This is a genomic window from Enterococcus sp. DIV1316a (genome assembly GCF_050536915.1).
In the GTDB taxonomy this organism is placed as follows: Bacteria; Bacillota; Bacilli; order Lactobacillales; family Enterococcaceae; genus Enterococcus; species Enterococcus faecalis.
On record NZ_CP172913.1, the window covers coordinates 1,145,556 to 1,160,794 of the forward strand.

Sequence of the window (15,239 nt, forward strand, 5' to 3'; positions counted from 1 at the left end):
AGTGAACAGAGAAACAAAATACAGTCACCAATGAAAGGAGGAGATTTTAGCGCTCTTTTCGGCAGGTGACCACAACCTTGGAGGAAAAGAAAATGATGAACAAAAAAACAATGGATATGAGAAAAGCAACAAAAGATCAAGAATTACGTAAATTGGCGTTGCTTTCTGAACGGGAATTAATGATGGAATTACGGACATCTGAAAAAGGACTCTCGAATGAAGATGCCGAAAAAAGATTAGAGGAATTTGGACCAAACGAAGTTTCTGCACAAAAGCCAACCCCAGCAATTATTTTATTTTTAAGTGCATTCAAAGATCCGTTTGTCTATGTCTTAGCCTTATTGATGGTCGTTTCAACTTTAACGAAAGATTTCGAAGCCGCTATCGTGATGGGCGTGATGATTTTAGCCAGTGTCTTGATTGCTTTTATACAAGAATATCGTTCTCAAAAAGCGAGTTTGGATTTAAAAGAATTAATTGAAAATACCGCTGCAGTGACACGGGAAGGAATTACGAAAGAAATTCCAATGGACGAAATTGTTCCAGGAGACATTGTAACTTTAGCTACAGGAGACATGATTCCTGCAGATGCCGTGTTGATTTGGACCAAAGATTTATTCGTTAATCAATCGTCACTAACAGGCGAATCCATGCCTGTCGAAAAATTTGTGGATGCAGGTGTGGATCGTCAACAAACAGAGGTTTCTGCATTAGATATGCAAGACCTAGTGTTTATGGGCACAGATGTCTTGAGTGGACAAGGAAAAGCGATTATTTTAAAAACTGGGCAACATACATTTTTTGGTGATATTGCTAAAAATGCTACAACACAACGAGGAAAAACTAGTTTTGACTTAGGCTTAGCAAAAGTCAGTAAGTTTTTATTACGAATGGTAATGATTTTGTTTCCAATCGTTTTCTTGATTAATGGTTTAACTAAAGGTGCTTGGGGCGAAGCGTTTTTCTTCGCGATTGCCGTTGCAGTTGGTTTGACACCAGAAATGTTGCCAATGATTGTTACGAGTAACTTAGCCAAGGGTGCATTATCCTTATCGAAACATAAAGTCATTGTTAAAGAATTAGCGGCTATCCAAAATTTGGGTGGTATGGATGTGCTCTGTACAGATAAGACTGGAACGATTACCGAAGATCGTGTAGTTTTGGTTCAACATTTGAATCCATTAGGTGATTTGAGTGACGAGGTTCTAAATTTAGCCTACTTAAATTCTTCTTATCAAACAGGTTGGAAAAATTTAATGGATATTGCCGTTATTAATTTTTATGAAGAGCATCAATGGAAAACGCCGTTTAAAAATGTCACTAAAATTGATGAAATTCCTTTTGATTTTTCCAGACGCCGCTTAACGGTTGTCGTAAATGCAGATGATCATCAATTGATGATTACGAAAGGCGCCGTGGAAGAAATGGAAGAAGTGTGCACGCATGCACAAATTAATGGCGAAATTGTACCATTAAGCAGTGCTGTACGAGAAGAACTACGCCGAGTAAATGTTCAAATGAACAAACAAGGGATGCGTGTGTTAGCGGTAGCTGTAAAAAAAGATGTCCATAAAGAAGCAGTTTATTCAGTTGAAGATGAAAAAGAGATGACATTGATTGGATTTATGGGTTTTCTTGATCCAGCAAAAGAGTCAGCCGTCAGCGCTATCCGTTCCTTACATGAACATGGTGTCAACGTGAAAGTGCTAACGGGCGATAATGACATTGTCGCCAAAAAAGTCTGTAAAGATGTAGGCATTGAAGTTTCCCATGTGTTATTAGGTTCTCAAATTGAAGCAATGACAGATGAAGAGTTGCGGGCGCAAGTAGAAGAAACTAATTTATTTGCCAAATTAAATCCGATGCAAAAATCTAAAATTATTGAATTGCTACAAGCAAAAGGTCATACGGTTGGTTTTATGGGGGATGGCATTAATGATGCACCGGCATTACGAAAAGCTGATGTGGGCATTTCAGTAGATACTGCAGCTGATATTACTAAAGATGCTAGCTCGATTATTTTACTGGAAAAAAGTTTAAATGTACTGGAATCTGGTGTGATTGAAGGACGAAAAGTATTTAGCAATATGATGAAATATATTAAAATTACCATCAGTTCCAATTTTGGGAATGTCTTTTCAATTTTAGTAGCCAGTGCCTTTTTACCATTTCTACCAATGCTTTCCTTACAACTCTTGATTCAAAATTTGATTTATGATGTGGCTCAGTTGACAATTCCTTGGGATAATGTCGATGAAGAAGAGTTATTAAGCCCTGTTCGGTGGGAAACGAACGGACTAGCGAAATTTACAGTATGTATTGGCCCGGTAAGTAGTATTTTCGATATTCTAACGTATCTTGTCATGTGGTTTGTGTTTAGCGCCAATAGTTTGGCTACTCAACATTTATTCCAAACAGGTTGGTTTATGGTGGGACTTGTTAGTCAAACGTTAGTTGTTCATATGGTCCGGACGCGGAAAATACCATTCATTCAAAGTCGTGCGTCAATGCCTGTGATGTTAAGTAGTTTAGGCGCAATTTTACTGGGTTTCTTGATTGTAGCAACGCCTATAAGAGAGGTTTTTGACTTTGTGAAACTTCCGGCTAACTACTGGCCATGGTTCTTTGGAATCATCATTGCTTACATGTTAACTGTTGAAGTAGCTAAACGTTTATATATTAAAATTACCAAGGAATGGATTTAGTAAAATCTACTGAAAGAGAAAAGAATTTGCTAAGCTGTATTACTCGTTTTGCGAAAATTTGGTGATTTTAAGCAATGAATGTTCGTGATAAAACCTAAGGTAAAGTATTTGGCAAAAAAACGAGCCAAAAAAAATAAAAATTAACGAAAAAAACTTTGTTCTCTAAAAAATAAAAAACCGCATGCTGAGTAGGTTACTCGGCTGACGGTTTTTATTTTTTGGTTTTTTCAAGATAATTTTCATGAAAACGTAAAGTTCGGAAATCAGATTACTAGCCAGCTTGGGGATGAGGGGGCTCGAATTAATAGAACTGTTATATAATATTTTCAAAATAGAATATAACAGTTGGGAGAAAAATAGTACAGAAGAAGTGTGGAACAGAAACCGTTTTCTTGTTTGTGAAAATTATCACTAAACCGCAAAAACATGCGGTTTTGCTCTTTTGTGAAAAAATGAAGAAATTAGAGTTTTTTTCTTGCGCTTTTTCGAATTTAGTGATAATTTGTTAAGTGTAGTCGATAAAAAGTAATACAGTTTCGCACTCTGTTTTACTTTTATCGAAATTAAAGAAACGTAATAGAGAGGATTGTGTGACAAAATGGCAAAGGCTAAGAAACAAAAACCTATTGACTTTAAAGAGCTAATGGCTAAAGTCGACGCTGATTTCCCAACTTTCCAAATCTTGGATCAAGATGGAAAAATTGTGAATGAAGATTTAGTACCTGATTTATCGGATGAGGAATTAGTTGAATTAATGACACGCATGGTTTGGTCTCGTGTGTTAGACCAACGTTCTACTGCATTAAACCGTCAAGGACGCTTAGGATTCTTCGCGCCAACAGCTGGACAAGAAGCAAGCCAATTGGCAAGTCAATTTGCAATGGAAAAAGAAGACTACTTACTACCAGGTTACCGTGATGTACCTCAATTAGTACAACATGGTTTACCATTAAGAGAAGCTTTCTTATGGTCTCGTGGTCATGTAGCAGGGAACTACTACGCGGAAGATTTAAATGCATTACCACCACAAATTATCATTGGTGCTCAATACATCCAAGCAGCTGGTGTTGCTTTAGGATTGAAAAAACGTGGAAAAGAAAATGTTGTCTTCACTTATACTGGTGACGGCGGTTCTTCACAAGGGGACTTCTATGAAGCAATTAACTTTGCTGGTGCTTACCAAGCAAACGGTGTCTTCATTATCCAAAACAATGGTTTTGCGATTTCTACACCTCGTGAAAAACAAACAGCGGCTAAAACTTTAGCTCAAAAAGCTGTTGCAGCAGGAATTCCTGGTATTCAAGTTGATGGTATGGATCCATTAGCAGTTTACGCAATTGCAAAAGAAGCACGCGATTGGTCAGCTGCAGGAAACGGTCCAGTTTTAATTGAAACATTAACCTATCGTTATGGTCCACATACTTTATCTGGAGACGATCCAACACGTTACCGTTCAAAAGAAATGGATGACGAATGGGTACAAAAAGATCCATTGACTCGTTTCCGTAAATATCTAACAGATAAAGGCTTATGGTCTGAAGCAAAAGAAGAAGAAATTATTGAAAAAACAAAAGAAGAAATCAAAGTAGCGATTGCAGAAGCGGATAAAGCGCCAAAACAAAAAGTTTCTGATTTCTTGAAAAATATGTTTGAAGTTCAACCTCAAACAATTAAAGAACAAATTGCATTTTATGAAGCGAAGGAGTCGAAATAAAAATGGCACAAAAAACTATGATCCAAGCAATTACAGATGCCTTAGCTCTTGAATTAGAGAAAGACGAAAATGTCTTAATCTTCGGTGAAGACGTTGGTAACAACGGTGGGGTTTTCCGTGCAACTGAAGGTTTACAAGAAAAATTTGGTGAAGACCGCGTCTTCGATACACCTTTAGCTGAATCTGGTATCGGTGGATTGGCTTTCGGTCTTGCCTTGCAAGGTTACCGTCCAGTTCCTGAAATCCAATTCTTTGGTTTCGTTTTTGAAGTATTTGACGAAATCGTTGGTCAAATGGCTCGTACGCGTTACCGTATGGGTGGAACTCGTAATATGCCAATTACTGTTCGTGCCCCATTTGGTGGTGGTGTTCATACACCAGAACTTCACTCAGATAACTTAGAAGGATTAATCGCACAATCACCAGGTGTTCGTGTTGTTATTCCATCAAACCCTTACGATGCAAAAGGACTATTAATTTCATCTATTCGTAGCAACGATCCAGTTGTTTACTTAGAGCACATGAAATTATACCGTTCATTCCGTGAGGAAGTGCCAGACGAAGCTTATGAAGTGCCTTTAGATAAAGCGGCTGTAACTCGTGAAGGAACAGACGTATCAATCATCACTTACGGTGCTATGGTTCGTGAAGCGATTAAAGCAGCTGATAGCTTAGCGAAAGACAATATTTCAGCAGAAATCATTGACTTACGTACAGTGGCTCCTTTAGATGTGGAAACAATTATTAACTCTGTTGAAAAAACTGGCCGTGTGGTTGTCGTTCAAGAAGCACAAAAACAAGCTGGCGTTGGCGCTATGGTTGTTTCTGAAATTTCTGAACGTGCCGTATTATCATTAGAAGCACCAATCGGACGTGTATCTGCTCCAGATACAATCTTCCCATTCGGACAAGCAGAAAATATCTGGTTACCAAATGCGAAAGATATCGAAGCAAAAGCTAGAGAAATCGTCGAATTTTAATAGTTATTCGAAGTAGATAAACGAAGAATTAAACAGGTGGATTACGGCTATAGGCATGAAATGTTCAGCTACTATAGTCGTTTCCCCGCGTTTTGCTCCTAAGAAAATAGACAGATCCAACGAAGAAGGGAAGACTTAAAAAATGGCTTATCAGTTTAAATTACCGGATATCGGTGAAGGGATTGCCGAAGGCGAAATCGTTAAATGGTTTGTAAAACCTGGCGATACAATCAACGAAGACGATACGTTATTAGAAGTACAAAATGACAAATCAGTGGAAGAAATTCCATCACCAGTAACAGGTACTGTAAAAAATATCGTTGTACCAGAAGGAACAGTTGCAAACGTTGGTGACGTGTTAATCGAAATCGACGCACCTGGTCACGAAGATAACGATGCAGCACCAGCAGCTCCTGCACAAGAACAAACACCAGCACAACCTGCTGCTGTACCAACAACCGAAGCAGCTGGCGGATTTTTCCAATTCAAATTACCAGACATCGGTGAAGGAATTGCCGAAGGCGAAATCGTTAAATGGTTCGTTAAAGCGGGCGACACAATTAATGAAGATGATTCATTATTAGAAGTACAAAATGACAAATCAGTAGAAGAAATTCCATCACCAGTAACAGGTACTGTAAAAAATATCGTTGTACCAGAAGGAACAGTTGCCAATGTGGGTGACGTGTTAGTTGAAATTGACGCACCTGGTCATAATTCAGCAGCACCGGCAGCCGCAGCACCAGCTACTGACGCTCCTAAAGCGGAAGCATCAGCTCCAGCCGCTTCAACAGGCGTAGTTGCAGCCGCTGATCCAAACAAACGCGTTTTAGCAATGCCATCTGTTCGTCAGTATGCGCGTGAAAAAGACGTTGATATTACACAAGTAACTGCAACTGGTAAAGGTGGCCGTGTCATTAAAGCGGATATTGATGCCTTTGTTTCTGGTGGCTCCCAAGCAGCACCAGCTACTGAAGCTGCCGCAACAGAAGCAGCACCTAAAGCGGAAGCAGCAGCACCTAAAGCAGCGCCAAAAGCCTTTACTTCTGATTTAGGCGAAATGGAAACACGTGAAAAAATGACACCAACACGTAAAGCAATTGCTAAAGCAATGGTTAACAGCAAACACACTGCTCCTCACGTAACATTACATGATGAAGTAGAAGTTTCTAAATTATGGGATCACCGTAAGAAATTTAAAGATGTTGCTGCTGCAAATGGTACAAAATTAACATTCTTACCATACGTTGTAAAAGCATTGACTTCAACTGTTCAAAAATTCCCAATCTTGAATGCATCAATCGATGACGCAGCACAAGAAATTGTTTACAAAAATTACTTTAACATTGGTATCGCTACTGATACAGATCATGGCTTATATGTACCAAATGTTAAAAATGCTAATACGAAGAGCATGTTTGCTATCGCTGATGAAATCAACGAAAAAGCAGCATTGGCTATCGAAGGCAAATTAACTGCACAAGATATGCGTGATGGTACAATCACAATTAGTAACATTGGTTCAGTCGGTGGCGGCTGGTTTACACCAGTAATCAACTACCCTGAAGTTGCTATTTTAGGCGTTGGTACAATTGCACAAGAACCAGTTGTTAATGCAGACGGCGAAATCGTTGTGGGACGCATGATGAAATTATCATTAAGCTTTGACCACCGTATCGTTGACGGCGCAACTGCTCAAAAAGCAATGAACAACATTAAACGCTTATTAGCTGATCCAGAATTACTATTAATGGAAGGATGATTAACAAATGGTAGTAGGAGATTTCGCCATTGAACTAGATACAGTCGTAATCGGAGCTGGACCTGGAGGATACGTTGCTGCAATTCGTGCCGCAGAAATGGGTCAAAAAGTTGCGATTATCGAACGTGAATACATCGGAGGCGTTTGTTTAAACGTTGGATGTATTCCTTCAAAAGCTTTAATTGCTGCTGGACATCATTACCAAGAAGCACAAGATTCTTCAACTTTTGGTGTAACAGCTAAAGGAGTCGAATTAGACTTTGCAAAAACACAAGACTGGAAAGATAACACAGTTGTAAAATCATTAACAGGCGGCGTTGGCATGTTATTGAAAAAACACAAAGTAGAAATTATTGAAGGCGAAGCATTCTTCGTTGACGAAAATACATTGCGTGTTATTCACCCAGACTCAGCACAAACTTACTCATTCAATAATGCTATTGTAGCAACAGGTTCTCGTCCAATTGAAATCCCAGGATTCAAATTTGGCGGACGCGTGTTAGATTCTACAGGCGGTTTAAACTTAAAAGAAGTTCCTAAAAAATTCGTTATTATCGGTGGCGGTGTCATCGGTGCTGAATTAGGTGGCGCTTATGCTAACTTAGGTTCAGAAGTAACAATTTTAGAAGGTAGCCCATCAATTTTACCAACTTATGAAAAAGATATGGTTAAAGTTGTCACAGACGACTTCAAGAAGAAAAACGTAACAATCGTGACTTCTGCAATGGCTAAAGAAGCTGTTGACAATGGCGATAGCGTCACTGTTAAATATGAAGTTAACGGAAAAGAAGAAAGTGTTGAAGCAGATTACGTAATGGTCACTGTTGGACGTCGTCCAAACACAGACGACTTAGGCTTAGAACAAGCGGGCGTTGAAATTGGCGAACGTGGTTTAATCCCAGTTGACAACCAAGGACGTACTAACGTGAAAAACATCTTCGCAATCGGCGACATCGTACCAGGTGCTGCGTTAGCGCATAAAGCAAGCTACGAAGCAAAAATTGCTGCTGAAGCAATTTCTGGTAAGAAAGTTGCAGTTGATTACAAAGCAATGCCAGCTGTTGCCTTTACTGATCCAGAATTGGCAAGCGTTGGTATGACTGTTGCAGAAGCAAAAGAAGCGGGAATCGAAGCAAAAGGCTACAAATTCCCATTTGCTGGTAACGGCCGTGCAATCTCTTTAGATAAAACTGAAGGATTCATGCGTTTAGTTACAACTGTAGAAGACAATGTCATCATCGGTGCACAAATTGCCGGTGTCGGTGCAAGTGACATGATTTCTGAATTAGCTTTAGCTATTGAATCTGGCATGAATGCAGAAGACATTGCTTTAACAATCCACCCACACCCATCATTGGGCGAAATTACTATGGATACAGCTGAATTGGCTTTAGGTTTACCAATTCATATTTAATAGTATCACTTTGTCGCACGACAGATATAATGCGCCTTTTGCACTTGTTGCATTAGCCACAGCAAGAGCAAAAGGTGTAAAAAAAACAACGACTCCTAGAAGTCGTTGTTTTTTTATGCTCTGTTCTTTCTTTTACGGTATTTAAGGGGTGTTTCACCCGTTTCTTGTTTAAAGATCCGGACAAAATAGCTATCTTCAACAAACCCTAAATCTTCACTGATTTGGGCGATCGTTTTATCTGTCTCCAAAAGAAGCTGTTTAGCCCATGTGATTTTTAATTGTCGATAAAATTGACTAAAGGGAATACCAAACTCCTCTTTTAATAAACGACTTAAATACGTCGGTGTCAAATGAACAAGGTCTGCCAGTTCTTGTAAATTTAAACGCAGCGATTTGTTTTCCCAAAGGGCATCTAAAACCGGTTGTAATTGCTTATTTTTAGTTTGATAGGCACTTGAAGGAGTTAATTGAGCAGTTAATAAAGTTTGTTGAATATCTTTTTGGATCATATTCAATGGCTCCAGCTCTTCTTTTCGCGAACTAATCTGTAAGGACTGTTTGTACGTATTGATTAAATAATCTTTTTTGATGGCTTCAGAAATAATATATTGGCTTAGATCAGCGATTAATGTCGCGCTCTTTTCTAAGTCTGCTAGTTCTAAAACAGGGTATTGTTGATACAGCTCTTGGTGTGTTACTAAAAATTCTTGAATGAAGGCATCATTCATGGTTAAAACCTGTTCTAACTCTTCTTGGTGATCTTCGAGCAAAACTTCACCAGCCATAATGGCTCCTACATACTGGTCATCAACAATAATGGGGATGGCCATATCAACGATGTTAAAGTGACAACGGTAGATAAAAGGCTGACCAGTGCGAACAGCTTCCAAGCCACCACGAGCATCACATTTTTCACAAAGTTTCGAGAGCTCAGGGGAGTGACGTACCAGTTGGCAAAAGGGTTGAACTTGACTATGTTTCGTCACAGGACGACCTTTATAATCGACTAAAATAATGGCTAAACGAGTGCTTAAGGCCAATGATTCTTGCAATTTTTCCCACTTTTCTAAATCTAAAATATTTTTTAATTCTACAGTCATAAGGCAATCCTTCAATCTAAAGTTTAAAAATCATAATATTTTATTATTTCACAAAATAATTCTATCATTTTTTGCAAGAAAACGATACCAAAAGTTCAATGCTTTTTTGATGAAAGCGTTTTATACTATGTATGTAAACAAAATATAGGAGGCTATCAACATGAGAAAAGCATTGATTTTACCAACGAAATATGTTCAAGGGGAAGATGAATTACTAAACTTAGGTTACTTCGTTTCAACTTTTGGAAAAAAAGCGTTACTAATTGCAAATCCTGCTGACGTTGATCGTGTACGTCCACAATTGGAAGAAACAGCGAAAAAGTTTGACATTACCTTCGTAGAGGGTGGCTTTAGTGGAGAAGTAACGCGTGAAGAAACAAAGCGCTTGCAAAACGTTGGACAAAAAGAACAAGCAGACTGTATCATTGGTTTAGGTGGCGGTAAAGCAATCGATGCTTCAAAAGTCGTAGCAGAAGGTGAAAACTTAATTATTGTACCAACGATTGCGGCTCAAGATGCACCAACTTCGCATTCAGCTGTACTATATCATGAAGATGGCTCATTTGATGATTATGCTTACTTTAAACAAAGTCCAAGCGTCGTGATGGTTGATACAAAAGTGGTTGCCAAAGCGCCAACTAGATTTTTAGTTGCTGGAATGGGGGATGCCTTATCCACATATTTTGAAGCACGCGCAACACACAATTCATATTCTCGGGTTAATGCTAGTTTGCCAATGGGTTCAAGAGAAGGCTTAACGCCCGCTGCTAGCGGCACATATGCAGCTTTGGCCATGGCAAAACTTTGCTGGGAAAACCTACAGGAAGATGGGTTAAAAGCGAAATTAGCTTGTGATGCAAATGTGGTTACTGAATCATTGAATAAGATTATCGAAACAAATATCTTACTTTCAGGCTTAGGTTTTGAAAGTGGTGGTTTAGCTGCAGCGCATGCGATTCATAACGGTATGACAGTCTTACCTGGTGCGCACAGTTATTTACATGGTGAAAAAGTAGCCTTTGCAACGATTGCACAACTTGTATTAGAAGATGCAGCAAAAGACGAATTAGAAGCTGTTTTAGACTTTAGCGCTTCTGTAGGTTTACCATTAACGCTTTCAGACATTGGTGTCGATGAAATCACTTATGAAGAAGCGTTGGAAGTAGCCAAAATTGCTTGCATTCCAGAAGAATCAATTCATTCAATGCCATTCCCAATTGTCGTTGAAGAAGTAGCGAATGCAATCATTGTTGCAGATAAAGTCGGACAAGAATATAAAACAAGACATAAATTAGATTAAGGAAGTGTCCACATGAAAGCAGATATTTTACTCGTTTCACATAGCAAAATGATTACAGATGGTATTAAAGAGATGATTGAACAGATGAATGCCAGTGAAGAAATTACGATTCATTCACTTGGTGGCACATCAGATGGTTCATTAGGTTCAGATCCAATGAAAATCATTGACACGATTAACGAAGCGGACTCTGACCGAGAATTTTTAATTTTTGCCGATTTAGGCAGTGCCGTTTTAAGTTCAGAATTAGCTTTTGATATGCTAGAAGAAGACCAACAGAAACATTATCATTTAGTCGATGCACCATTGGTTGAAGGTGCCTTTGCGGCAGCAATTACTGCAGGTGTCTCAGATGATTTGACGCAAATTTTAGCAGAAGCTCAAAATGCTGGTAAGAAAGGGTGGAACTAAATGAAAAAAATTATTAATGAACCTGGTAAAATTGTCGAAGAAATGCTCCAAGGAATTGTGAAAAGCTATGGAAACCTTGTTCATCAAGTCGAAGATTCTCGCGTGATTGCTCGCAACGACTCAAACAAACAAGTTGGGTTAGTATCTGGTGGCGGAAGTGGTCATGAGCCTGCACATGCTGGGTTTGTTGGTGATGGAATGTTAAATGCCGCAGTTTTAGGTGATGTCTTTACTTCACCAACACCAGATCAAATTTTAACAGGGATCCAAGCGGCAGACCAAGGGGCCGGTGTTCTGTTAATCGTAAAAAATTATACAGGCGATATTTTGAACTTTGAAATGGCCAAAGATATGGCTGATATGGAAGACATTCATGTAGAAATGGTCGTTGTCGATGACGATATTGCTGTCGAAGATAGCACCTATACCGCTGGAAAACGCGGCGTTGCCGGGACTGTTCTTGTCCATAAAATTTTAGGACACCATGCCCGCCAAGGTGCTTCTTTAGAAGAGCTCGTTTCTTTAGGAGAAAAGATTGTAGCAGCCACGAAAACAATTGGAGTGGCTTTAAAAGCAGCCACTGTGCCTGAAGTTGGCAAACCAGGTTTTACTTTACCAGAAGATGAAATTGAATTTGGCGTAGGGATTCACGGAGAACCAGGCTATCGTCGTGAAAAAATCCAACCATCGAAAGAGTTAGCGAAAGAATTAGTTGAAAAAACATTAAGTAGCTATGAGCAACAACCACAAACAGTGGGGGTACTTGTCAATGGCATGGGCGGCACGCCATTAATGGAACAATTTGTATTTATGAACGACGTGCTAACATTATTAGAAGATAAAGGTGTTCAAGTGACCTTCCATAAAGTGGGTAACTATATGACGTCTATTGACATGCAAGGATTATCTTTAACGATGATTGACTTGGCGACAAAAGACTGGCAAACAGCGCTAGAAAGCAATGTAACAACAATTTCTTGGTAAGGGTGATAAAAGATGGAATTAACAGTACAAGACATTCAAACATGGTTAGACAATTATTCAAAAGTTATCGAAGAAAAAAAAGACTATCTAAGTGAATTAGACACGCCGATTGGTGATGGGGATCACGGTAACAACATGGCTCGTGGTATGGCTGAATACAAAATTGCGTTTGACAAAAAAGTACCAACAACAATCACGGAGACATTTAAAGTCCTATCCATGGCCTTGATTTCAAAAGTTGGCGGAGCTTCTGGTCCTTTATATGGTACTGCGTTTATGAATATGACTAAAGCGACAAAAGATTTGGAAACCATCAGTTCGCCAGAGCAATTAAAAGAAATTGTTCAGCAAGGTCTAGCTGGGATTCAGATGCGCGGCAAAGCTGAACCAGGAGATAAAACGATGGTTGATGTCTGGGCACCTGTTGCTGAAGTAATTGGAACGGAACAATTTAATGAAGAAAAAATTGAACAATTTGCTGAAGCAACAAAAGATTGGGTGGCGAAAAAAGGACGTGCCTCTTATTTAGGGGAACGAGCAATTGGTCATATTGATCCAGGAGCAGCATCTAGTGCATTATTATTTGAAGAACTAGTCAAAGTAATCAATCAATAACAGTGAGAAAAAAGTTTAGCAAGTGCCTCTCTTGAAGCGCTTGCTAAACTTTTTTATAAATAATGGTTTCTTTTGTTCATCTATGGGATAATTTAAGTAACAAAAAATAACAAAGATAGACCAATGGGGGATTTAAAGATGAAAAAGCATGTGATTGTGGGATGTTTATTAATCGTTAGCTCAATGTTTGTAAGTGCTTGTGGAAATTCGTCAGACGTGACCACGGAAAAAACCAGTGTCACAAAACAAGTCGAAGCTACGGGACAAAGCACATCCTCTTCTGTAGACCAAACCAAGTATGATGCCATTATTACAGAAGCTAAAAAGTTAACGGCAGAGGGGCAATATAAAGAATCAGAAGAAAAATTAGCTACGATCCCTGTTAGCGATTTAGGGAAACCACACTATTCGATCGTTAAAGAAACGGTTGAGAAACTAAATAATCAAAATAATGAAGGCTTAAAAAGACAAGAAGAAGTCGCGGTTGAAAAGCAAACGAAGTCGAGTCCGGCACAAACAGAATCACTTAAACCGATTCCAGATGAGTTTGCTAAATGGGCAACCACGTATCTTTTTTATTATCCACGAGGAGATCAAAAGCAAGCGGGTTTAATCATTGAAGCGAATGGAGCGGTCACGCAGACGAATACGAATGGCGAAATTTACACAGGAAAAGCCGAAATAAGTGGAGCTTCGGGCACTATTTTAAGTTATGATACGACTAGTTATCGCCCGACGACCCAACCAGCTACAAAATCGATTACTCCAAATGTTAAAATCACTGTTACTTGGAACAATGGCGGCGGTGTTGATGTTTATTATGGCTACGTTTCTTATTCACAACGTTTAGCTTTGACAGATGGTATCGCCGTGACAGACGGGGTCAAAGAAGTTTGGCTTTCATAAAAAGAGCTAGACATTCAAGCAAAAACTTGAATGTCTAGCTCTTTTGTTGATTGAATCGGGGGATTTAAATACTTAGTTTCGATAAGAACGAACGGTATTATTAATAGCAGAAATACTATATTTTAATTCATCTTCTAACGTTTGATCAATATCTGTGTCTAAAGTTTCTGCAAACATGGCTTCATATTCAGCGATAGAAAGTTCTGTCCGATTATCTAGCAGTGCTAAATGAGTTTCTTTTTGTAAATGATTTTGATAACCAGCTACTAATTCACCAGTGAAAAATTCAGCGACAGCACCAGAACCATAACTGAATAACCCAATTTGATTGCCTGCGGTTAAAGTCGTTGCATTTTCTAAAAGGGAAATGAGTCCCAGATAAAGTGAACCCGTATACAAGTTTCCTACGCGACGACTATAGATGATGCTTTCTTCATAACGGGCTAAAATTCGTTCCTGTTCTGCTTCAGTTTGGTCGGAGATTTTTGCTAATAAGGCTTTTTTGCCCATTTTTGTGTAAGGAATATGGAACGCTAAAGCATCATAATCTGCAAAATCAAGACCGGTTCTTTTTTTATGTTCATCCCAGACTTGGGCAAAAGATTGGATGTAGGTTTCGTTTGACAAAGGACCATCGACCATAGGATACGGATGGCCTGTTGGACGCCAAAAGTCATAGATATCTTGCGTCAGCATCACATTATCCTCTTTTAAAGCCAAGATGCGCGGTTCACTAGCAACTAACATTGCAACCGCCCCAGCTCCTTGTGTAGGCTCACCGCCAGAATTTAATCCATATTTTGCAATATCTGCTGCTACAACCAAGACTTTTTTATCTGGATGTAAGGCTACGTGATTCTTAGCTAACTGTAAGCCTGCTGTTGCTCCGTAACAAGCTTCCTTGATTTCGAAAGAGCGAGCGAAAGGTTGAATCCCCATTAAACGATGTAAGACAACTGCGGCCGCTTTTGACTCATCGATACTGGACTCAGTCCCGACAATCACCATATCAATGGCCTCTTTATCTTCTTTGGTCAAGATCGCTTCTGCGGCATTGGCTGCAAATGTCACAATATCTTGGCTGATTGGGTTCACCGCCATTTGGTCTTGCCCAATACCAATATGAAATTTTCCAGGGTCTACATTTCTGGCTTCAGCCAGTGCCGTCATATCAATATAATAAGGGGGCACAAAAAAACTAATTTTATCAATCCCAATTGTCATTTCTTTAACTCCTTTACGATAAATAGATTCATTATATAAAATAGCACGAAATGAACCAAAATGGGGAATTTTTGTATTAACTTCATAGATTATTAAAAAATATCTTATAAGTCTGTTAACATTC

12 protein-coding genes are annotated in these 15,239 nt (G+C 39.0%); 10 read left to right on the forward strand and 2 right to left on the reverse strand.

Going from position 1 to position 15,239, the window contains the following annotated elements; translation table 11 throughout:
- Positions 1-92: 92 nt before the first annotated feature.
- From mgtA to lpdA, 5 genes are all read left to right on the forward strand, one after another.
- Complete coding sequence (gene mgtA, locus IGL56_RS05600; protein WP_002413922.1) at positions 93-2,705, forward strand: magnesium-translocating P-type ATPase; 2,613 nt, start codon at positions 93-95, stop codon at positions 2,703-2,705.
- A gap of 598 nt (positions 2,706-3,303) precedes the next feature.
- Positions 3,304-4,419, forward strand: coding sequence for a pyruvate dehydrogenase (acetyl-transferring) E1 component subunit alpha (gene pdhA / locus IGL56_RS05605; RefSeq protein WP_002357768.1), 1,116 nt, complete (start codon positions 3,304-3,306; stop codon positions 4,417-4,419).
- Between the two features lie 2 nt (positions 4,420-4,421).
- A complete protein-coding gene (locus IGL56_RS05610; RefSeq protein WP_002357767.1) occupies positions 4,422-5,399 on the forward strand; it encodes an alpha-ketoacid dehydrogenase subunit beta in 978 nt (325 codons plus the stop codon).
- Positions 5,400-5,541: 142 nt separating this feature from the next.
- The gene (locus IGL56_RS05615; RefSeq protein WP_002357766.1) at positions 5,542-7,161 is read left to right on the forward strand and encodes a dihydrolipoyllysine-residue acetyltransferase; all 1,620 of its coding nucleotides are present in this window, start codon (positions 5,542-5,544) and stop codon (positions 7,159-7,161) included.
- A gap of 7 nt (positions 7,162-7,168) precedes the next feature.
- Positions 7,169-8,575 carry a dihydrolipoyl dehydrogenase gene (lpdA, locus tag IGL56_RS05620; RefSeq protein ID WP_002357765.1) on the forward strand — a complete coding sequence of 469 codons (1,407 nt, stop codon included), beginning with the start codon at positions 7,169-7,171 and terminating at the stop codon, positions 8,573-8,575.
- A 113-nt stretch (positions 8,576-8,688) separates the two neighbouring features.
- Here lpdA and IGL56_RS05625 read toward each other — a convergent pair whose 3' ends face one another.
- Complete coding sequence (locus tag IGL56_RS05625) at positions 8,689-9,675, reverse strand: PocR ligand-binding domain-containing protein (RefSeq protein WP_002382271.1); 987 nt, start codon at positions 9,673-9,675, stop codon at positions 8,689-8,691.
- A gap of 160 nt (positions 9,676-9,835) precedes the next feature.
- Here IGL56_RS05625 and IGL56_RS05630 point away from each other — a divergent pair, with 160 nt between their 5' ends.
- From IGL56_RS05630 to IGL56_RS05650, 5 genes are all read left to right on the forward strand, one after another.
- Positions 9,836-10,975: a glycerol dehydrogenase gene (locus IGL56_RS05630; protein WP_002363858.1), complete on the forward strand. Its 1,140-nt coding sequence runs from the start codon at positions 9,836-9,838 to the stop codon at positions 10,973-10,975.
- Positions 10,976-10,987: 12 nt separating this feature from the next.
- A complete protein-coding gene (gene dhaM, locus IGL56_RS05635) occupies positions 10,988-11,386 on the forward strand; it encodes a dihydroxyacetone kinase phosphoryl donor subunit DhaM (protein WP_002357762.1) in 399 nt (132 codons plus the stop codon).
- Positions 11,387-12,370 (forward strand): dihydroxyacetone kinase subunit DhaK, encoded by a 984-nt coding sequence (gene dhaK / locus IGL56_RS05640; RefSeq protein WP_002357760.1) that lies wholly within the window; start codon positions 11,387-11,389, stop codon positions 12,368-12,370.
- 12 nt (positions 12,371-12,382) lie between these two features.
- Positions 12,383-12,985, forward strand: coding sequence for a dihydroxyacetone kinase subunit DhaL (gene dhaL, locus IGL56_RS05645; RefSeq protein WP_002357759.1), 603 nt, complete (start codon positions 12,383-12,385; stop codon positions 12,983-12,985).
- 123 nt (positions 12,986-13,108) lie between these two features.
- Entirely contained in the window at positions 13,109-13,891 is a 783-nt protein-coding gene (locus IGL56_RS05650) for a hypothetical protein (RefSeq protein WP_002385941.1), read from the forward strand.
- 72 nt (positions 13,892-13,963) lie between these two features.
- On the opposite strand, the gene IGL56_RS05655 is transcribed toward IGL56_RS05650, so the two are convergent.
- The gene (locus IGL56_RS05655) at positions 13,964-15,115 is read right to left on the reverse strand and encodes a hydroxymethylglutaryl-CoA synthase (protein ID WP_002357756.1); all 1,152 of its coding nucleotides are present in this window, start codon (positions 15,113-15,115) and stop codon (positions 13,964-13,966) included.
- Between the last annotated feature and the right edge of the window lie 124 nt (positions 15,116-15,239).